Here is an 18,824-nt window from a genome sequence, read left to right as displayed (position 1 = left end):
GCGGCGGCGTAGACTCCCCCGGTGACTCAGGCCCTGCCCGTCCCCCGCTGCACGTGCGCACCACGCCGCTCGAGATCCGCCCGCAGCTGATCGGGCTCGCCGACCCCGTGCATCCGCTCGTCGTGCAGCGCCGCGGCGAGGGCGTCGTCGGGCTGGGCCGCACGCTGCGCTGGGAGTTCCACGGCCGTCGCCGCTTCGCCGAGGCCGCCGCCGCCTGGGCCTCGCTCGTGGCCGGCGCGACCGTCGACGACGCCGTGCGGCTGCCCGGCTCGGGGCTGATCGCCTTCGGCGCCTTCGCCTTCTCGCCGGACTCCGCCCGCCCGAGCGTGCTCGAGGTGCCGAGCACCGTCATCGGCGTGCGCGAGGGCCGCGCCTTCCTCACCGAGATCTCGACCGAGCCGTTCGCCGGGCCGCCCATCGTGCCGCGCGTGCGCCCGTACGGCGCGGAGTACCGCATCGCGCTGCTGCCCGGGGCGCTCGACGGCGAGGGCTACGAGGCGGCGGTGGCGGATGCGATCGGCCGCATCACCGCGGGCGAGCTCGAGAAGGTGGTGCTGGCGCGCGACCTCGTCGGCAAGCTGCCCGACGGCGCCGACCTGCGCCGCGTGCTCTGCGACCTCGCGCTGAGCTACGCCGACTGCTGGACCTACGCCGTCGACGGCCTCGTCGGCGCCAGCCCCGAGACCCTCGTCGAGGCGCGCGACGGCCTGGCCCGCACCCGCGTGCTCGCCGGCAGCAGTGCGCGAGGAGCGGATGCGGGCCAGGACCAGGCCGCGGCCGTCGCCCTCGCGACCAGCGCCAAGGATCAGGACGAGCACCGCTTCGCCGTGCAGAGCGCGCTCACCGCGCTGCGCGCCCGCGCCGCGACCGTCACCGTGAGCGAGCAGCCCTTCGCGCTGAAGCTGCCGAATCTGTGGCACCTGGCGAGCGACCTCGAGGCCACGCTGGAGCCCGGCACGACCGCGCTCGACCTGGTCGCCGCGCTGCACCCGACCGCGGCCGTCGCGGGCTCGCCGACCGAAGTCGCGAGCGCGCTGATCGCCGAGCTCGAGCCGAGCGACCGCGGACGCTACGCGGGCCCGGTCGGCTGGCTCGGCGCGCACGGCGACGGCGAGTGGGCCATCGCGCTGCGCGGCGCCCAGGTCGACGACGACGGCCGCATCACCGCGCACGCCGGCGCCGGCATCGTCGCGGCGTCGTCGCCCGTGCAGGAGCGGGCCGAGACGGCGATGAAGTTCCGCCCGATCGCGGACGCCTTCGCCTGAGCCGCCGCCCGCTCGTGGCACCGCGGGTCGCGCGCGAGTCGGCGCCCTCGCGTGACGCCGCGGGTCGCGCCGCGCCCGACTCCGGACGCAGCGCAGCGCCCGACTCAGTACCCAAGCGACAACTCATGCCCGCCGACGGGACTGACTCGTCGCCTCGAGACTGAGAAGCGGCGCGGCAGCGGCACGGCAGCGGCAGCGGCACGGCAGCACGGCAGCGCGGTAGCGGCACGGCGGCGGCGCGTGGCGCGGGTCAGCGGGTCAGCGGGGCGGCGTCGCGTGGCGCGCGTCGGCGGCGCGCGGCGCGGGTCAGCGGGGCAGGGGTACCTCGATGAGGAGCGGGCCCGCGGTGTCGGTGAGCGCCGAGTCGAGGTCGCGCTGGTGGGCGATGCGCACGTGCTTCCAGCCGTAGGCCGCGGCGAGCGCGGCGAGGTCGACCTCGTGCGGCGTGCGCAGCACGCGGTCGAAGGCGTCGGAGGGGGCGGATGCGGCCACTTCGAGTCCGTCGAAGATGGTGCCGCCGCGGTCGTCACCCACGATGACCTGGATGCGCGGCCGCGGCTCGCCGGGCGGCAGCAGCAGCGCGCCCGCGTCGTGGAGCAGGGCGAGGTCGCCGACCAGCACGCGCGTGACGCCGGGGCCCGCATCCGCCTGCTGCGCCGTGGCGATGCCGACCGCCGTGGCGATGGTGCCGTCGATGCCGGCGAGCCCGCGGTTGGCGTGCACGACCAGCTTCTTGCCGGGCACGGCCCCGTCGGCCACGCGGATGAGGCGGCTGGCCGCCAGCACCAGGCGGTCGTGCGGCCAGGTCGCGGCCCAGATGCTCTCGACGAGCCCGCGGCGGTCGACGGGACGACGCGCGATCGCCAGCTCCTCGCGGGCGAAGCGGCTGCGCACCTCCTTGTCGAGCGAGCGCGCCGCGGTGAGGTCGGGCGCCGCGATCGGGCGATCGAGCAGGGCGCGGCTCGCGCGGGTCCAGCGTCCGGGCCACGAGCGCATCCACGGCTCCGGGGAGGCTTGGAGCACGCGCACCTCGTCGACGACGATCGCGTGCGCCGACGGCCGGTAGTCCTCGCCGGCGCGGCCGCGCTCGACGATGACGTCGAGGTCGTCGCGGGCGAGCAGGGCGGGCACCTCGCGGCTCAGCGTGGGGTGACCGAGCACCACGGCGCGGCGCACCCGACCACCGAAGCCCGCATCCGCCAGCAGCTCGCGGTAGGCGCCGACGAGGTTCGGGCCGAAGCGGGCGCCGCTCGAGATCTCGGCCAGCAGCGGGGCGGCGAGCTCGTGGGCGAGCTGCTCGGCGCGCGGTCCCGCATCCGCTCCGGCGATCACGACGGTGCCCTCCTCGGGCGCGAGGCGCACGTAGTCGGGATCCGTCGGCGGCGCGGGCACCGCGACGGCCTCGAGCCGCGGTGTCGCCAGGCCCGCGGAGCTCAGCGGCTCGCGGTACGCCAGGTTCAGCTGCACCGGGCCGGGCCCGCGCTCGGCGACGGCGTAGGCCTCGGCGGCGAGCCCACGTAGCACGGACGGGTCGTCCTGCGCGGTCGGCGCCGGCACGTCCCACTCGGCGAGCACCGCCGGCGCGAACAGCCCGGGCTGCACCGTGGTCTGGTTGCCCCCGATGCCGCGCGCCTCCTGCGGACGGTCGGCGGTGAGCAGCAGCAGTGGCACGCCGGCATGGCGCGCCTCGAGGACGGCCGGATGCAGGTTGGCGACCGCGGTGCCCGAGGTCGTCACCACCGCGACGGGCCGTTCCGTGCCGACGGCCAGGCCGAGGGCCAGGAAGCCGGCGACGCGCTCGTCCATGCGCACGCTCAGGCGCAGCAGCCCCTCATCCGCCAGCTGGGCCGCGGCTAGCGCGAGCGCCTGCGAGCGCGAGCCGGGGCTCACCACCACGTCGCGCAGTCCCTGCGCGCGCAGCTGCGCCAGCAGCGTCAGCGCGGCGACGGATGCGGGCGAGTCCTCCCGCGCGGTCACCGGCGGCCGGGCTTGTCGGCGTCGCCGTTCGGGTCCTCGTCGTCGTCGAGCAGCGACAGCTGCTCCTCGAGGCGGCGGATGCGCTCGTCCTGATCGGCGTCCTTGCCCAGCTTGGCGAGGAAGTCCGCGTCGTCGTCGGGAGCGGTGGGGCCGCGGCGGGCGGGCTGGTCACGTCCACGGCGCTCGCGACCGAGCACGAGCCACAGCACGGCGCCGATGCCGGGCAGCAGGACGATGAGCACGGCCCAGCCCCACTTCGGCAGGGCGCGCACCCGGTTCTCATCGATGAGCACCAGGTCGGCGATGGCGTAGATCATGAAGCCGAGCACCACCACCGGGAGGATGAGGAGCAGTCTGGCCATCCCCGGATTCTAGCGCTCGGGCCTGTGCGAATGGCCCGGGAGGCGGCCGTACACTGGGCGGGTGAACGCCCGGTCCTGGATCCTCTACAGCGCTGCGCGCGTGATCATCTTCGGCGTCATCCTGGCGGTGCTCCTCGTCGCAGGGCTCGACGTCTGGATCTCGGCGCTGGTCGCCGCGCTGGCCGGACTCGGCATCAGCCTGCTCGTGCTGCGCAAGCCGCGCGAGGACATGGCGGCCAGCATCGCCGCGCGCCGCCGGCGCGAGCCGGAGCGCAGCGACGACGAGGTCGAGGACGAGCAGCTGGGGCGACGCGAGGGCTGAACCCTCCCGGGGGGGACGCCGGGACCGCATCCGCCCGCATCCGCTCGTCGCGGCGATGCCGCCGTGCTCAGCGCGTGATGCCGTCCCGCTCAGAGCGCGATGGCCGCCGCGGTGCCGATCGCCCAGACGAGCGCCGTGATGCTCGTGAGGCTGAGCACCAGGACGAGCTCCTCGCCGTGCGCGCCGTGGCCGTGATGACGATCGCCGGCAGCGCGAGCAGCAGGGTGAAGAACACGAAGCCGGTGCCGGTGTAGAAGAACCCGAGCACGACCAGCACGCCGTACGGCAGGGCCATGAGCACGCCGTACAGCGCACGGGTCGCCGCCGAGCCGATCAGCACCGAGAGGGTGCGCTTGCCGGCCTCGCGATCCTGTTCGATGTCGCGCAGGTTGTTGGCCAGCAGCACGGCGGTGGCGAAGCTGCCGGCGGCGACCGCGAGCGCCCAGGCCTCGAAGTTGACGGTGTCGGCCTGCGCGTAGGTCGTGCCCGCGACGGCGACGAGCCCGAAGAACACGAAGACGAAGAGCTCGCCGAGCGCCATGTAGCCGTAGGGGCGCTTGCCGCCGGTGTAGAACCAGGCCGCGACGATGCTCGCGGCGCCGACAGCCAGGAACCACCAGTGCCCGCTCAGCACGGTGATGGCGACGCCGGCCGCCGCGGCGAGGGCGAAGAAGACGAGCGCCACGGTGAGCACCGTGCGCGGCTTCGCGAGCTGCGAGCCGACCAGACGGCCGGGGCCGACGCGGTGCCGGTCGGTGCCGCGCACGCCGTCCGAGTAGTCGTTGGCGTAGTTGACGCCGATCTGCAGGAAGAGCGCGAGCACCAGGCAGAGCGCGGCGATCACGCGGTTCTCGAGACTCCAGACGAAGCTGTTGGCGACGTAGGCAGCGGAGGTGCCGAGCGCGACGGGGGCGATCGCCAGCGGCAGCGTGCGCAGCCGGGCGCCGGCGATCCAGTCCCGGGCGTTCGCGTCGCGGCGTGGCGGGGCGCCCTGCTCGATGCGTCCGCGCAGCGCGGGGTTGCCGCTCTTCGAGGGATTGCCCTTGGGCTTCTTGGTCTGCTTCTGCGCCACGGTCATCGATCTTAGGAGCGTTCGCGCGGTGCTCCGGGCCGCAGCGGGGCTCGCCGGGCCTTCGGCGATGCCTCCGGCCGCGGTGCCGCGGCGCTTCGGTGCCGCGATGCCGCCGCTCGCCTCGGCCGCTGTCTTCGGGGCGCCTCGGCGACATCGGGGCGCGCGGGCGCATGCCCCATCGTCGCCGAGGCGCCCCGAAGCCGAGGGGGACGTCTTCGCGAGCGACCGAGCGGACGCGGGAAGCCGAGCAGACGAGCGGATGCGGGTAGCCGAGCGGACGAGCGGACGCGACCGGGCGGCCCGGTCAGCCGCCGGCCAGCGCCCGGATGGCCACGCGGTCCGGCTTGCCGCTCGCGAGGCGCGGCAGGTCCTGCTCCAGCCAGTGGATGCGGCGCGGCGCAGCCGCCCGGCCGAGCCGCGTCGTGACGGCCTCGCGCACCGCGAAGAGGGAGGGTCGGCGCCCGCAGAAGCGCGCATCCGCCACCACCAGCGAGCCCTCGCCCCACTCGGCGTCCTCGATGCGCAGCACGACGGCGTCGCCGAGCGCGGGGAACTCCTCGCGCACGACCTGCTCGACCTCGCCGAGCGCCACCTTCACGCCGCCGGAGATGATGACGTCGTCCATCCGGCCCACCACTGCGACTCGACCGTCGTCGACGGAGCCCGCGTCGCCGGTGCGGTACCAGCGCGCACCGTCGCGCTCGACGAGCGCGGCCCCGGTGCGGTCCGGATCGTCGAGGTAGCCGGCGAAGAGGCTCGGCCCGGTCAGTTGCAGCTCGCCCGCGACCGCCTCGGCACGGTAGCCGGGCAGCGGCTCGCCGTCGTAGACGCAGCCGCCGGCGGTCTCGCTCGATCCGTAGGTGCGGGTGACCCGGGCGCCGAGGGCCGCGGCCTGCTCGAGCACCCGCGGGTCGCTGCGCTGGCCGCCGACGAGGATGCGGTCGAAGCCCACGAGCGCCGCCGCGACCTCGGGGCGGGACTGCGCCGACTGCACGAGGCGTGCCAGCTGCACGGGCACGAGCGAGACGTAGCGGGCGCCCTCCGCGGACGCGGCGAAGACGCGCGGATCGAAAGGTCCGCCCGAGAGCACGGCGGGGTCGGTACCGGCCGCGATCGAGCGCACGAGCACCTGCAGCCCGGCGATGTAGGTGAGCGGCAGGGCGAGCAGCCAGCGGCCCTCGCCGATGACCGCAGCGGATGCGGCGGCCGAGGCGAGCAGCGCCTCCGCCGTCAGCAGCACCCGCTTCGGGCGGCCCGTGCTGCCGCTGGTCTCGACGACGACCGCGACGCCCTCCGGCACCTCGGCCGGTGCCGGCGCGGCATCAGCCGGCAGGCGCGCCGGGCGCACCATGATCGCCGGCCCGGCGTCGAGCGCCTCGCGCAGCGCCGGCAGCACCACCGCCGGATCGTCCGGCAGCACCCGCAGCATCAGTACTGCCAGGGGAACGGCGACCAGTCGGGCTCCCGCTTCTCGAGGAACGAGTCGCGACCCTCGACGGCCTCGTCGGTGCCGTAGGCGAGCCTGGTGGCCTCGCCCGCGAAGACCTGCTGGCCGACGAGCCCGTCGTCCACGGCGTTGAACGCGAACTTGAGCATGCGGATGGCCGTGGGGCTCTTCGTGAGGATGGTCCGCGCCATCTCGAGCGCCGTCGACTCGAGCTCGGCGTGCGGCACGACCCGGTTGACCGCGCCCATCTCGTAGGCGCGCTGCGCGTCGTAGGTCTCGGCGAGGAAGAAGACCTCGCGGGAGAACTTCTGCCCGATCTGGCGGGCGAAGTAGGCGCTGCCGTAGCCGGCGTCGAAGGAGCCGACGTCCGCATCCGTCTGCTTGAACAGACCGTGCTCGCGGCTGGCGACGGTCAGGTCGCAGACGACGTGCAGCGAGTGGCCGCCACCGGCCGCCCAGCCCGGCACGACCGCGATGACGACCTTCGGCATGAAGCGGATGAGGCGCTGCACCTCGAGGATGTGCAGCCGGCTGGCCTTGCCGGGGTCGACGCCCGCCGCCTCGTCGGACGATGCGTACTGGTAGCCGGCCCGCCCGCGGATGCGCTGGTCGCCGCCGGAGCAGAACGCCCATCCGCCGTCCTTCGGGCTCGGCCCGTTGCCGGTGAGCAGCACCACGCCGACCCGCGGGTTCTGCCGGGCGTCGTCGAGCGCGGCGGAGAGCTCGTCGACCGTGTGCGGGCGGAAGGCGTTGCGCACCTCCGGGCGGTCGAAGGCGATACGGGCGATGCGGCCCGTCGTGTCGAGGTGGTACGTGACGTCGGTGAAGTCCGCGGCGACGGGCGCCTCGGTCCACTGCGTCTCGTCGAAGAGGTCGGAGACGGGCATGCGGCCAGCCTACGCGCGGCTCGGCCGCCCCACGCTTGCAGGGTGCCCGGGGCGGTGCGCGGAACGCGCGGGGCAGACTGGTGGGATGCTGCCCTCCGCCGACGTCCTGCTCGAACGAGCGCGTGTGGTCTCGCTGCCCCTCACCACGCGCTTCCGCGGCATCGTGACCCGCGAGCTGCTGCTGCTGGAGGGCCCGGACGGCTGGGCGGAGTTCTCGCCCTTCGTCGAGTACGGCGACGCCGAGACCGCGAACTGGCTCGCCGCCGCGATCGAGTTCGGCTGGGGCGGCATCGCGACGCCGGGCGGGAACGGACGAGCGGATGCGGCGCACGGCTCCCCCGCACCAGCCGCGGCCGCTTCCGTCCCCGTCAACGCCACCGTGCCCGCGATCCCCGCCGCCGACGTGCCGGAGCTGCTCGCGCGCTTCCCCGGCTGCCGCACCGCGAAGGTGAAGGTGGCCGAACGCGGCCAGTCCCTCGCCGACGACCTGGCCCGAGTGCGCGCGGTGCGCATCGCGCTGGGCCCGGAGGGGCGCATCCGCGTCGACGCCAACGGCGGATGGACGGTCGACGTGGCGACGGCGGCGCTCACCGAGCTGGCCGAGGTCGGCCTCGAGTACGCGGAGCAGCCCTGCGCGACCGTGCCCGAGCTGGCAGCGGTACGCGAACGGCTCGGCGGGCTCGTGCGCATCGCGGCCGATGAGAGCGTTCGCAAGGCCGAGGACCCGCTGGCGGTCGCCCGTGCCGGTGCGGCCGATCTGCTCGTGATCAAGGCGCAGCCGCTCGGCGGCGTCCGGCGGGCCGCCGCGATCGTTGCCGAGGCCGGCCTGCCGGCCGTGGTGTCGAGCGCGTTGGAGAGCTCCGTCGGCGTTGCACAGGGCGCGCACCTCGCCGCGGCGCTCGGCCTCGCGCACGAGACGGCGGCGGCCTGTGGACTCGGCACGGCGGCGCTCCTGGCGGCGGATGTGACCGCGCATCCGCTCGTGCCCGTCGCCGGCGCGATCCCGGTCGCGCGTGTGACCCCGGACCCCGCGCTGCTCGCGGCGCACGCGGCCTCGCCCGAGCGCGACGCCTGGTGGCGCGAGCGCCTGCGCCGCGCCCGCGCGCTGCTCTAGGTTCGCGCACCCGGCGCGCGCTCCCGGGGATGCTCGGGCCCCGCCCGGGACTCTCCCGCCCGGAGACGCTCGTGCCGAGGTGGAAGCAGGTGCCGTTCGTGGCCCGCGGCGGAGCGTGCGCGACCTACTCTGTGAGCCCCGAGTAGGAGTGCAGGCCGTTGAAGAAGAGGTTCACGACCGTGTAGTTGAAGAGCACCGAGCTGAAGCCCACGATCGCGAGCCAGGCGCTCGGCACGCCGCGCCAGCCGCGGGTGGAACGGGCGTGGATGTACCCGGCGAAGATGGTCCAGATCACGAAGGTCCAGACCTCCTTGACGTCCCAGCCCCAGTAGCGGCCCCAGGCCGCCTCGGCCCAGATCGCGCCGGCGATGAGCGTGAAGGTCCAGAACACGAAGCCGACGATGATGAGCCGGTACGCCAGGTTCTCGAGCTTCTCCGCGTCCGGCAGCGAGGCGAAGGCCCGCATCCGGGTGAAGCGCGACTCGACCGGCAGACCCTCGCGGCGGTGCTGCAGCAGCTGCATGATCGACAGCGCCGCGCCCAGGCCCAGGAACGCCGTGCCGAGCGAGGCGACGAAGACGTGGATGATCAGCCAGATCGACTGCAGCGATGGCGGCAGCGGCACGACGCTCACGTAGAAGCCGACCGTCGAGAGGCCGAGCAGCACGGTGACGAGGCCGATGATGAAGGTGCCGAGGAAGCGCAGGTCCTGACGCAGCTGCACGCCGAGGAACACCGCGGTGATGATGAGCGTCGCCGTGAGCGAGAACTCGTACATGTTGGCCCACGGGACGCGCTCGGCGGCGAGGCCGCGCAGCACCGTCGCGACCAGGTGCACCACGAAGCCGATGATCGTCAGCGAGAGGCCGATGCGCAGCCAGACGAGGCGCCCGCGCGAGGCCGTGGCGTCGCCCGCCTCGATCTGCTCGCGGTCGAGCAGCGCGGTGCCGCCCGAGCCGCTCGAGGCAGCGGTGCCCACCGAGGCTGCGGCGACCGTGCGCACCTCGCCGGCACGGCGCGCCAGGTCCATGGTGAACGCGATGAAGGCCAGCGCGTACACGGCGATGGCCGAGTAGACGAGGATCACCGAGACGGTGTCGAGCGATGGGGTCACGGTGTCACAGCCTATCCGCGTGCTGCTTCGCGAGGGCCGAGACGGCGGCGCTCAGGCCGGGGTCCTCCCCGCGGGCGAGCCCGGCGTACTCGGAGACGATGCCGCCGTCGGCACCCGCGGTCACGCGGATCCAGACGCGACGGCGCGGGATGAAGAGCGAGCTCAGCAGGCCGAGCAGCACGAGCACGGCGAACACGAGCACCCACAGCTGGCTCGGGTCGTGGTGCACGTCGACCGAGACGAAGCGCGGCATCGACTCGAAGGTCACGCTGCCCAAACCGTTTGGCAGATCCTGCGTCTGCCCGGGCTCGAGGATGATCGCGTCGACGTCGGTACCACGGCCCGCGACCTGGGTCATGTCGCGGGTGTCGAGCTCGTAGACCGAGCGTGGGATGCCGTCGTCCACGCCGAGATCGCCCGTGAAGACGTTGAAGCTCACCACGGGACGGATGTCGTCCGGGTAGACGGAGGTCATCGCTCCGGAGTCGAGGTAGCCCTGGGTCGGGTACGCGAAGCCCACGAGCCCCAGCTGCTCCGGCAGCGCATCCGGCACCTTGACGACGCCGAGCGAGGTGAGGTTGGCGTCCTGCGGCAGGAAGGGCACGGCCTCGCTGAAGGCGATGTTGCCCTCGCCGTCGCGCACCGTGATGACCGGCGCGTAGCCGTTGCCGAGCAGAAACACGTCGTTGCCGTGCACCCGCAGCGGGTGGTTGACCTTGATCTCGCCGTCGCTGGTCGTGCCGTCCTGGTCGAGCAGGTCGACGTGCGCGGTGAAGTCGGTGGGCTGCCCGAGCGCGTCGAGGTTCTCCTCCTCGTAGACGACGTCGAGCTGGTCGAGGGTGATCGAGTACGGGTCGAGGGCGTCCTGGTCGAAGAAGCGCCCCGGGCTGAACGAGTCGTAGGCCAGCAGGGTGTTCACGAAGGTCTGGCCCTCGACGATGATCTTCTGGCCCTGGTAGCCGAAGCCGCCGCCGACGCCGACCGTCACGAGCACGCCGACGAGGGCGGAGTGGAACACCAGGTTGCCGGTCTCGCGCAGGTAGCCGCGCTCGGCGCTGACCGAGTCGCCGTAGCGCTCGGTGCGGTAGCCCGCCCGCTTGAGCGTCCTCTCGGCGGCGTCGACCGCATCCGCCACCGTGCCCTCCGCGCGCTCGTCGCGCACGAAGCCCTCGAGGCGCGACAGGCGCTTCGGCGTGCGCGGCGGCCGCGCGCGCATCGCCTGCCAGTGGTGGCGGATGCGCGGGATGATGCAGCCCACGAGCGAGACGAACAGCAGCAGGTAGATGGCCGAGAACCACGCCGACGTGTAGACGTCGAACATCTGGATGGAGTCGAGGATCGGCGCCAGGTCGGGGTTCGTGACGAAGTACTGCGCGACGCCGTTCGGGTCGGCGCTGCGCTGGGGCACGAGCGAGCCCGGCACGGCCGCGACCGCGAGCAGCAGCAGCAGCACGAGCGCGGTGCGCATGCTCGTGAGCTGCCGCCAGAAGAAGCGCAGGTAGCCGAGCACGCCGAGCTTGGGCTCGTTGAGCCCGCCGCCGTCGGCCGGCGTCGAGTCGATGTGGTCCGAGGGCCGCAGCACGCCCTCGGTGGCCTTGGAACCGTCAGAGGATCGTGCCATAGCTCGCCATCACCCCCTGCAGGCTCCGCATGATCGCGGACCAGACCCCCGAGACCATGAGCAGACCGATGACCACGAGCAGCGCGCCTCCGATGATGTTGACGATGCGGATGTGCCGCTTGACGAACGCGACGGAGCTCGAGACCCAGCCGAAGCCGAGCGCGACGAGCAGGAACGGGATGCCGAGCCCCAGCGAGTACGCGAGACCGAGCAGGGCTCCCGCGGCGGGCGATCCGCCGTCGAGGCTGATGAGCACGATGGTGGCGAGGACCGGGCCCATGCAGGGCGCCCAGCCGATGCCGAAGACGAAACCGAGCAGCGGCGCGCCGATGAGCCCGGCGCGCGGCGAGAGGTTCGGCTTGACGGTGCGCTGCAGCAGGCCGAAGAAGCCGAGGAACACGAAGCCCATGAGGATGACGATCACGCCCATCACGCGCGTGATCACCTCCTCCCAGCGCCCCAGCCAGAAGCCGACCGCGCCGGAGGCCGTGTTCATCGCGACGAAGACGACCGAGAAGCCGAGCACGAAGAGGGCGACGCCGAGCAGCAGCCGGCGCCGGTCCTTCCGGCCGGAGCTCAGCCCGCCGACGAAGCCGAGGTAGCCGGGCACGAGCGGCAGCACGCAGGGCGAGAGGAAGGCGGCGAGGCCCGCGAGCAGCGCGATCGGCACGCCGACGAGCAGCGAGCCCTGCAGCATCGTCTCGGCGAAGGGGTTGCCGCCCATGGTCAGTCCTCGGCGATGGTGTCGCGGATGAGGGTGTTGAAGGTGCTCTCGTCGGTCACCTGACCGAGGATGCGGGCCGCGACGCGCCCCTTGCGGTCGAGGATGAGCGTGGTCGGCACCGCGTTCGGCGCGACCGTGCCCGCGAAGGCCAGCTGCGCGGATCCGGTGTCCGCATCCATGATCGACGGGTAGGTGATGCCGAAGGTGCGCGAGAACGCGAGCGCCGTGTCGGCCTGGTTGCGCACGTTGACGCCGAGGAACTCGACGCCCTGCTCGCGGTAGGCCTGGTGGGTCTGCTCGAGCAGCTCCGCCTCGGCGCGGCAGGGCGGGCACTCGGCGTACCAGAAGTTGACGACGAGCACCTCGCCGGCGTAGTCCTCGCTCGAGACCTCCGAGCCGTCCTCGACGACGCCCTCGAACGTGACGGGCTCCTGCCGCTCCTCGGCGTCGAACTCGGTGACGGTGCCGTCGCCGGAGATGTAGTTCAGGTTCTCGCCGGACCGGTACTGGTCGGCGAGCTCGTCGTTGGCGCTCGTGCAGCCGGTCGCCAGGAGGGCGACGGCCGCGAGCACGGCGACGAGACGGGCGCGTGCGTTCACACTGCTCCTCGGTCGATGGGGGTGTCGCCCGAGTCTGCATTCGGATCCTGGTAGCGGATCTCAGCGAAGCGGCCCCCGGTCGCTCGAACGAGGTGATGCTGCTGAGCGCGCAGCGGCGCTTGCGCGGATCGTGGATGAACCGCTCGCCCGCGATGAAGCGGTGCGCCATCCAGATCGGCTGCTGGTGGCTGACCATCACGACGTCGCCGCCGTCGGCCTCGTCCCACGCGTCGGCCATCGCGGCGAGCATCCGCTGCGCGATGTCGGCGTAGGCCTCGCCCCAGCTCGGCTTCCACGGGTTGAGCACGTGCCGCCAGTGCGCGGGGTGCTTCAGCAGGCCGGGGCCGAACCCGAAGGCCTTGCCCTCGAAGACGTTGGTGGGCTCGATGATGCGCGGCTCGGTGCGGATCTCGAGACCCGTGCGCTCGGCCCAGGGGGCAGCGGACTCCTGCGCGCGCTGCAGCGGCGAGGCGTAGAGCCGGGTGACGGACGCGCCGCGCCCGAGGAGCGCTTCGGCGCTGCGGGCGGCCATGGCCTGCCCGCGCTCGGAGAGGCGGAACCCCTCGAGCCGACCGTAGAGCACGCCGTCGGGGTTGTGGACCTCGCCGTGGCGCACGAGATGGAGGCGGTCGGCAGGCACGCGCTCCAGTGTAGGTCGGCCCCGGAGGGCGTTCGACCATGCGTAGAAGCTCAGGCGGAATCGTTACGCGCAGGGCAGCGCACCGTCACCCGCTGCCCCACCTGGCCGTACTCGTGCTCGGACATCGGCTGGCCGCACATCGGGCAGGCGCGCACGGCGACGGCGGGCGGCTCGGGCTCGTCGTAGGGGCCGAGGGGCGGCGGTCCGAGCCAGGGCAGCAGGCGTCCGTCGAGGCCCCGGAAGAAGTCGCCGAAGCGGTCACGACGCTCCGGGGCCGGGCCCGTCGCATCCGTCCGTCGTCTCGCCATGGTGGCGAGCGTACGCCATGCCTGGACGTTCCTTGAGAGGCCGGATGCGGCATGCCGTACACTTGTTCGAACACGCTGTTCTCGTGACGCCCCGATCGTGCATCGTCGGCTGTGACACGTCGCTCGCAGAGCAGCTCCATCATCGAACGGGCCCCCTTCATGCACCGAGGGCGCCGCCCGGATTGCAGTACTCGCATGACCTCATCCCTCCGTCCCTCCAACCTGCCCGCGCACTCCTGGTCCGTCGTCGACGACGGCGTCTGGGTGGCCACCGTCGACGGCGAGTTCGCCGGCATGGCCGAGCGCACCGCCTCCGACCGCTTCCGGCTCACCGACCACGTCGCTCGCGAGCTCGGCCGCTTCCGCTCCCTCGCGGCGGCGCAGTCCGCGCTCGTCGGGCCGCCCGCATCCGCCCGCGCCGGACGCCGGCCCAGCCGTCGGCGCTTCGAGCTCGTCTCGCTGCTCGGCGAGCCGACCCCGGCGAAGCGGCGCTGACGGCCGATCGCGCCCCTGAGCAGCGGCTCAGCGGGCGCGACGGCCCCCGCGTAGACTCGTGCTCCGTGACCGAACGCACCCTCGTCAAGAACCTCGCCGCCCGTGAAGACGGCACCGTCACCATCGCCGGATGGGTCGAGACGGTGCGCGATCAGAAGAAGGTGCAGTTCGTCATCCTGCGCGACGAGACCGGCTCCGTGCAGGTCGTCAACCCGGCCACCCGCGAGAGCGACGGCACGAACGACGCCGCGGTCGCGACGACCGAGGCGATCTCCGGCCTGACCACCGGCTCCTTCGTGCGCGTCACCGGCGAGCTCAAGCACGACGAGCGCGTCAAGCTCGGCGGCATCGAGGTCAAGCTGGCCTCGCTCGAGGTCGCCTCGCTCGCGTTCCCCGAGCCTCCCATCGCCGACGACAGCTCGATCGACAAGCGCCTCGACTGGCGCTTCATCGACCTGCGCCGCCCCGAGCAGAACCTCGTCTTCCGCGCGCAGACCACCTTCGAGCACGCGCTGCGCACCTGGTGGGTCGACAACGACTTCATCGAGATCCACACCCCCAAGCTCATGGCCAGCGCCAGCGAGAGCCGCGCCGAGCTCTTCGAGATCGAGTACTTCGAGGGCAAGGCGTACCTCGCGCAGAGCCCCCAGTTCTTCAAGCAGATGGCCCAGCCGGCCGGCTTCGGCAAGGTCTTCGAGATCGCGCCCGCCTTCCGCGCCGACCCCTCGTTCACCTCGCGGCACGCCACCGAGTTCACCTCGGTCGACGCCGAGATCAGCTGGGTCGACTCGCACGAGGACGTCATGGCCATGCACGAGCAGCTGCTCGTCGCCGGCCTGCAGGCCGTCAAGGACAAGCACGGCGACGCGATCAAGGCCGCGTTCGACGTCGACATCGTCGTGCCCACCGCGCCGTTCCCGCGCATCCCGCTCGCCGAGGCGCACGAGATCCTGAAGGCCCACGGCTACGAGGTGCCCCGCGCCGACGGCGACCTCGACCCCGAGGGCGAGCGCCAGCTCAGCGAGCACGTCAAGGAGACGTACGGCCACGAGTTCGTGTTCGTCACCGACTACGCCACGGGCATCCGGCCGTTCTACCACCGCCGCCACGACGACGACGCGTCGCTGACCAACAGCTACGACCTGCTGTTCAACGGCGTCGAGATCTCGACGGGCGCGCAGCGCGAGCACCGCGTCGACGTGCTCATCGCGCAGGCCGAGGAGAAGGGCATGGACCCGAAGGAGCTCGAGTTCTATCTCGACTTCTTCCGCCACGGCGTGCCGCCGCACGGCGGTTTCGGCATGGGCCTGCAGCGCGTGATGATGCTCATGCTGCACCAGCCCTCCATCCGCGAGGTCACCTACCTCTTCCGCGGACCGAACCGCCTGCTGCCGTGAGCCTCGACCCGAAGGACAAGGGCCCCGGCATCCAGCGCATCGCGATCTGGATCATCATCGGCCTGCTCGGCGTCGGCATGATCGGCTCGGGCCTCGTCGGGATGCTCACCTGACATGAGCTCGCCCGACGAACGAGCGGATGAGGACCCGCTGGTGCAGCAGGGCACCGGTGCGCGGCGCGACCCGGTCGACTCCGGCGTGCTGCGCGTGGGCGGGGTCAACCCGACCGAGGAGGCCTCGCACTCGTCCTTCGAGGGCCTGCGCTGGCTGATCGGCATCCTCATCGCGATCCTCGTGGTCGCGGTGCTCGGCGTGCTCTTCCTGGTCGCGACCGAGAACAGCGTCGGCGGCTCGCTGGAGCAGCCGGTCAGCTTTTCGAGCCGCACGCCGGCGCCGGGCGAGTAGCCGCACGCCGGCGCCGGGCGGGCAGCCGCACAACCCGCACCCGGCGAGCAGCCGCGCAACCCGCCGATGCAGTACGCGAACGTCGAAGCCGCACGCATCCCGGTACCGCCGTGTCGCTCGCGTACTGCCTCGACGCTCGGCGACGGCTGCGGGCTGCGCGCCGCGCGCCGCGGGCCACGAGCCGCGCGCCACGGGCTACTCCGCCAGCGCCCTGCCCTTGAGCTCGGGCAGCGCCAGCGCCGCCAGCGCCGCGACCGCGAAGACGCCGCCGAAGAGCAGGAAGAGCGGAGTCGGGCCCGCGCTCACCATGAGCGCGCCGGCGACCAGCGGCGCGATGATCGAGGCGATGCGGCCGACGCCGGCCGCCCATCCGCTGCCCGTGCCGCGCAGCGACGTCGGGTACAGCTCGGGCGTGACCGCGTACAGCGCGCCCCAGGCGCCGAGGTTGAAGAACGACATGAGCATGCCGCTGAGGATGATCTGGGTCTCGCTGCCGCTGACCGCGCCGTAGCCGAACAGCACCGCCGCGAGCACCGAGCCGGCGAGGAAGGTCGCAAGCGTCGCGCGACGCCCCCACGCCTCGATGAGCCACGCGGCGACGGCGTAGCCGGGCAGCTGCGCGAGGGTGATGAGCAGCGTGTACTCGAAGGACTGCACGAGGCTGTAGCCCTCGGCGACGAGGATCGACGGCAGCCAGATGAAGGCGCCGTAGTACGAGAAGTTGACGGTGAACCAGACCGTCCAGATCGCGACCGTGCGGCGGGTGCGTCGCTCGCGGAACAGCTCCGCCACCGTGCCGGCCTTCGCCGCCGGCGGGATGGGGGCGGTCTCGGCGGGGATCTCCACACCCGCCGACCGCTCGAAGTCGCGCACGATGCGCTCCGCCTCGTCGCTGCGCCCCCGGCTCTCGAGGAAGCGCACCGACTCGGGCAGCCCGAAGCGCACCACCGCGGCCCAGATCGCGGGCAGCGCGCCGATCGCCAGCGCCCAGCGCCAGCCGTGCTCGCCCCCGGCCGGGATCACGAGGTAGCCGACCAGGGCCGCGCCGATCCATCCGATCGCCCAGAAGGCCTCGAGGATCACGAGCACGCGCCCGCGGATGCGCTTGGGCGCGAACTCGCTCATCAGCGTGGACGCCACCGGCAGCTCGGCGCCGAGGCCGAGGCCCACCACGAAGCGCAGCAGGATCAGCGCCAGCACGCTCATCGCCAGCGCCGAGGCGCCCGTCGCCAGTCCGAAGACCAGCAGCGTGATGGCGAAGACGTTCTTGCGGCCCAGCCGGTCGGCCAGCAGACCGCCGACGGCGGCGCCGATCGCCATGCCCGCGAAGCCGGCCGAGGCGACCAGCCCGAGCTGGTCGACGCTCTCGGGCCACTGCACGCGCAGCGCCGCGATGACGAACGAGATGAGCCCGACGTCGAGGGCGTCCAGCGCCCATCCGATGCCCGAGCCGCCGAGCAGGCGGCCGTGCCGACGGGTGAACGGCAGCCGGTCCAGGCGTTCCGGTCGCGTGAGCGGGGCGTGGGTCATCGTGTCCTCGAGCGGATGCGGGCGCGCAGCGATGCGGGCGGATGGAGGTGCGGGGGTGAGACCACGCTAGAGGGCATCCGCTCCTCCGTCGTCCCCGCTGCGCGTCGGTGGTGGCATGATGATGGTCACCCCACCGGATGTGACCGTACACATCCCGCCACATCCCCACGAGAGCGACGACGCTGATGACCGATCCGGGCCCGCCCGCGACCTCCGGTCAGAGCCGCGCCCCGAACATCCGCGACGTCGCCCGCGAGGCCGGGGTCAGCTACCAGACCGTCTCGCGCGTGATCAACGGCAGTCCGAGCATCCGCCCCGCCACGCGGCAGAAGGTGCTCGACGCCATCGACGAGCTCGGCTACCGGCCGAACCAGGCGGCCCGCGCGCTCGTGACGAGCCGCAGCCGGGTGATCGGCGTGCTGCTCTCCGACGCCCGCAGCTACGGGCCGTCGTTCACGCTGCAGAGCATCGAGGTCGCCGCGCGCGCCAAGGACTACTTCGTCAGCACGGCCACGATCGCGCTGCCCGACCCGCCCTCCATCCGCTCGGCGCTCGACCACCTGATGCGGCAGAACATCGACGGGCTCGTGGTGATCGCGCCGCAGACGCGGGTGTTCGACGCGATCCAGCAGCTCTCGCCCGACCTGCCCCTCGTCACCCTCGAGGCCTCCGGTCGCAAGGACGGGCACACGATCGCCATCGACCAGGAGCAGGGCGCGCGCCTCGCGACCCGGCACCTCATCGAGCTCGGCCACACCGAGATCGAGCACCTCGCCGGGCCGCAGGACTGGATCGAGGCCCAGACGCGGATGGACGGCTTCCTCGCCGAGATCCGCGAGAACGACCTGGGCACCCGGCCGCCGATCCTCGGCGACTGGACCGCGGACTTCGGCTACTACGCCGGCACGCAGATGCTGGGGCGCTTCGACTTCACGGCCGTGTTCGCCTCGAACGACCAGATGGCGCTGGGCGTGCTGCATGCCTTCCGCGATGCCGGGCTCGACGTGCCGGGCGACGTCAGCGTCGTCGGCTTCGACGACGTGCCCGACGCGCGGCACTTCTGGCCGCCGCTCACGACGGTGCGGCAGCGCTTCGAGCTGCTCGGCGCGCGGTGCGTGGACATGCTGCTGGGGCAGATCGAGGGCGACGAGCAGCGCTATCACGAGCTCATCGCCGCCGAGCTGGTGGTGCGCGGATCGACCGCACCCCCGCCGCCGCACGACCCCGACCGCGCCTTCCGCCGCTTCCGCTGAGCTTGGCGCTGCGCCGCCGCCCCTGCGGTGCAGTGCGCTGAGCTCGCCGCTGCGCCGCCGCCCCTGCGGCGCGGGATCCGACCGCCGCGCATCCCCTTCCAGCGGTCGGTTATCACGGATCGGCCACCCGGCTTGACACCCCCGACGCCGTGAGTAAAGTGGCCTCACGCAATGTGACCGTTCACATTGCAACTGGGCCGGCCGCATCACACGGCCGGGCGATGAAGACCCGGGGTGAAGACCACGACGAAGTGCAGCGGCATCACCGCGCGCCCTTCGGATGCGATCTCCG

The 18,824-nt window shown here is 73.0% G+C and carries 18 protein-coding genes and 1 pseudogene; 7 read left to right on the top strand and 12 right to left on the bottom strand.

The features are described from left to right. Window positions 1–47: 47 nt before the first annotated feature. Window positions 48–1,265: an isochorismate synthase gene (locus QQK26_RS12145; protein ID WP_431308037.1), complete on the top strand. Its 1,218-nt coding sequence runs from the start codon at window positions 48–50 to the stop codon at window positions 1,263–1,265. 306 nt (window positions 1,266–1,571) lie between these two features. Here the strand turns inward: QQK26_RS12145 and menD are convergent, their stop codons facing one another. Continuing rightward, on the bottom strand, window positions 1,572–3,242 hold the full coding sequence (gene menD / locus QQK26_RS12140) for a 2-succinyl-5-enolpyruvyl-6-hydroxy-3-cyclohexene-1-carboxylic-acid synthase (RefSeq protein WP_284233115.1): 1,671 nt from the start codon (window positions 3,240–3,242) through the stop codon (window positions 1,572–1,574). Next, on the bottom strand, window positions 3,239–3,604 hold the full coding sequence (locus QQK26_RS12135; protein WP_284233114.1) for a PLD nuclease N-terminal domain-containing protein: 366 nt from the start codon (window positions 3,602–3,604) through the stop codon (window positions 3,239–3,241). Before QQK26_RS12135 ends, menD begins: the two co-directional genes overlap by 4 nt. Before the next feature lie 61 nt (window positions 3,605–3,665). Between QQK26_RS12135 and QQK26_RS12130 the strand changes: the two genes are divergently transcribed. Then, the gene (locus tag QQK26_RS12130) at window positions 3,666–3,926 is read left to right on the top strand and encodes a DUF4229 domain-containing protein (RefSeq protein ID WP_284233113.1); all 261 of its coding nucleotides are present in this window, start codon (window positions 3,666–3,668) and stop codon (window positions 3,924–3,926) included. A 67-nt stretch (window positions 3,927–3,993) separates the two neighbouring features. Here the strand turns inward: QQK26_RS12130 and QQK26_RS12125 are convergent, their stop codons facing one another. The 3 genes from QQK26_RS12125 to QQK26_RS12115 all read right to left on the bottom strand — a co-directional run bounded on the left by QQK26_RS12125 (window position 3,994) and on the right by QQK26_RS12115 (window position 7,332). Then, window positions 3,994–4,998: a 1,4-dihydroxy-2-naphthoate polyprenyltransferase gene (locus QQK26_RS12125; RefSeq protein WP_431308005.1), complete on the bottom strand. Its 1,005-nt coding sequence runs from the start codon at window positions 4,996–4,998 to the stop codon at window positions 3,994–3,996. A gap of 304 nt (window positions 4,999–5,302) precedes the next feature. Then, a complete protein-coding gene (locus QQK26_RS12120; RefSeq protein WP_284233111.1) occupies window positions 5,303–6,427 on the bottom strand; it encodes an AMP-binding protein in 1,125 nt (374 codons plus the stop codon). Then, window positions 6,427–7,332, bottom strand: a complete 906-nt coding sequence (locus QQK26_RS12115; protein ID WP_284233110.1) for a 1,4-dihydroxy-2-naphthoyl-CoA synthase — start codon at window positions 7,330–7,332, stop codon at window positions 6,427–6,429. Before QQK26_RS12115 ends, QQK26_RS12120 begins: the two co-directional genes overlap by 1 nt. An 85-nt stretch (window positions 7,333–7,417) precedes the next feature. Here QQK26_RS12115 and QQK26_RS12110 point away from each other — a divergent pair, with 85 nt between their 5' ends. Further along, on the top strand, window positions 7,418–8,446 hold the full coding sequence (locus tag QQK26_RS12110) for an o-succinylbenzoate synthase (protein WP_284233108.1): 1,029 nt from the start codon (window positions 7,418–7,420) through the stop codon (window positions 8,444–8,446). A 124-nt stretch (window positions 8,447–8,570) separates the two neighbouring features. On the opposite strand, the gene ccsB is transcribed toward QQK26_RS12110, so the two are convergent. From ccsB to QQK26_RS12080, 6 genes and pseudogenes are all read right to left on the bottom strand, one after another. Continuing rightward, window positions 8,571–9,560: a c-type cytochrome biogenesis protein CcsB gene (gene ccsB, locus QQK26_RS12105; protein ID WP_284233106.1), complete on the bottom strand. Its 990-nt coding sequence runs from the start codon at window positions 9,558–9,560 to the stop codon at window positions 8,571–8,573. A gap of 4 nt (window positions 9,561–9,564) precedes the next feature. Further along, window positions 9,565–11,181, bottom strand: coding sequence for a cytochrome c biogenesis protein ResB (resB, locus tag QQK26_RS12100; protein WP_284233104.1), 1,617 nt, complete (start codon window positions 11,179–11,181; stop codon window positions 9,565–9,567). Continuing rightward, window positions 11,165–11,905, bottom strand: coding sequence for a cytochrome c biogenesis CcdA family protein (locus QQK26_RS12095; RefSeq protein WP_284233102.1), 741 nt, complete (start codon window positions 11,903–11,905; stop codon window positions 11,165–11,167). Before QQK26_RS12095 ends, resB begins: the two co-directional genes overlap by 17 nt. Before the next feature lie 2 nt (window positions 11,906–11,907). After that, window positions 11,908–12,504 (bottom strand): TlpA disulfide reductase family protein, encoded by a 597-nt coding sequence (locus tag QQK26_RS12090; protein ID WP_284233100.1) that lies wholly within the window; start codon window positions 12,502–12,504, stop codon window positions 11,908–11,910. 142 nt (window positions 12,505–12,646) lie between these two features. Continuing rightward, window positions 12,647–13,087 (bottom strand): annotated as a pseudogene (locus QQK26_RS16525) (histidine phosphatase family protein); the annotation flags it as partial. A gap of 107 nt (window positions 13,088–13,194) precedes the next feature. After that, complete coding sequence (locus QQK26_RS12080; protein WP_284233096.1) at window positions 13,195–13,452, bottom strand: hypothetical protein; 258 nt, start codon at window positions 13,450–13,452, stop codon at window positions 13,195–13,197. 195 nt (window positions 13,453–13,647) lie between these two features. On the opposite strand from QQK26_RS12080, the gene QQK26_RS12075 reads away from it, so the two are divergent. From QQK26_RS12075 to QQK26_RS12065, 3 genes are all read left to right on the top strand, one after another. After that, window positions 13,648–13,947: a hypothetical protein gene (locus QQK26_RS12075; RefSeq protein WP_284233094.1), complete on the top strand. Its 300-nt coding sequence runs from the start codon at window positions 13,648–13,650 to the stop codon at window positions 13,945–13,947. A gap of 65 nt (window positions 13,948–14,012) precedes the next feature. Further along, a complete protein-coding gene (gene aspS / locus QQK26_RS12070; protein ID WP_284233093.1) occupies window positions 14,013–15,344 on the top strand; it encodes an aspartate--tRNA(Asn) ligase in 1,332 nt (443 codons plus the stop codon). 114 nt (window positions 15,345–15,458) lie between these two features. Continuing rightward, entirely contained in the window at window positions 15,459–15,749 is a 291-nt protein-coding gene (locus tag QQK26_RS12065; RefSeq protein WP_284233090.1) for a hypothetical protein, read from the top strand. A gap of 195 nt (window positions 15,750–15,944) precedes the next feature. Here the strand turns inward: QQK26_RS12065 and QQK26_RS12060 are convergent, their stop codons facing one another. After that, complete coding sequence (locus QQK26_RS12060; RefSeq protein ID WP_284233088.1) at window positions 15,945–17,279, bottom strand: MFS transporter; 1,335 nt, start codon at window positions 17,277–17,279, stop codon at window positions 15,945–15,947. Between the two features lie 185 nt (window positions 17,280–17,464). On the opposite strand from QQK26_RS12060, the gene QQK26_RS12055 reads away from it, so the two are divergent. Then, complete coding sequence (locus tag QQK26_RS12055) at window positions 17,465–18,532, top strand: LacI family DNA-binding transcriptional regulator (protein ID WP_284233085.1); 1,068 nt, start codon at window positions 17,465–17,467, stop codon at window positions 18,530–18,532. Window positions 18,533–18,824 lie beyond the last annotated feature (292 nt).

Source organism: Arenivirga flava (assembly GCF_030161575.1).
GTDB classification, from domain to species: domain Bacteria; phylum Actinomycetota; class Actinomycetes; order Actinomycetales; family Microbacteriaceae; genus Arenivirga; species Arenivirga flava.
The sequence above is the reverse complement of the archived record's forward strand: the minus strand, read 5'-3'. Positions and strand labels throughout refer to the sequence as shown.

Excerpts from the sequence above, each read along its gene's own strand:
- QQK26_RS12065 (WP_284233090.1), top strand. The coding sequence starts at position 15,459 with ATGAGCTCGCCCGACGAACGAGCGGATGAGGACCCGCTGGTGCAGCAG.
- QQK26_RS12095 (WP_284233102.1), bottom strand. The coding sequence starts at position 11,905 with ATGGGCGGCAACCCCTTCGCCGAGACGATGCTGCAGGGCTCGCTGCTC.
- QQK26_RS12135 (WP_284233114.1), bottom strand. The coding sequence starts at position 3,604 with ATGGCCAGACTGCTCCTCATCCTCCCGGTGGTGGTGCTCGGCTTCATG.
- QQK26_RS12080 (WP_284233096.1), bottom strand. The coding sequence starts at position 13,452 with ATGGCGAGACGACGGACGGATGCGACGGGCCCGGCCCCGGAGCGTCGT.
- QQK26_RS12115 (WP_284233110.1), bottom strand. The coding sequence starts at position 7,332 with ATGCCCGTCTCCGACCTCTTCGACGAGACGCAGTGGACCGAGGCGCCC.
- resB (WP_284233104.1), bottom strand. The coding sequence starts at position 11,181 with ATGGCACGATCCTCTGACGGTTCCAAGGCCACCGAGGGCGTGCTGCGG.
- QQK26_RS12060 (WP_284233088.1), bottom strand. The coding sequence starts at position 17,279 with ATGACCCACGCCCCGCTCACGCGACCGGAACGCCTGGACCGGCTGCCG.
- QQK26_RS12110 (WP_284233108.1), top strand. The coding sequence starts at position 7,418 with ATGCTGCCCTCCGCCGACGTCCTGCTCGAACGAGCGCGTGTGGTCTCG.
- QQK26_RS12120 (WP_284233111.1), bottom strand. The coding sequence starts at position 6,427 with ATGCTGCGGGTGCTGCCGGACGATCCGGCGGTGGTGCTGCCGGCGCTG.
- QQK26_RS12075 (WP_284233094.1), top strand. The coding sequence starts at position 13,648 with ATGACCTCATCCCTCCGTCCCTCCAACCTGCCCGCGCACTCCTGGTCC.
- QQK26_RS12055 (WP_284233085.1), top strand. The coding sequence starts at position 17,465 with ATGACCGATCCGGGCCCGCCCGCGACCTCCGGTCAGAGCCGCGCCCCG.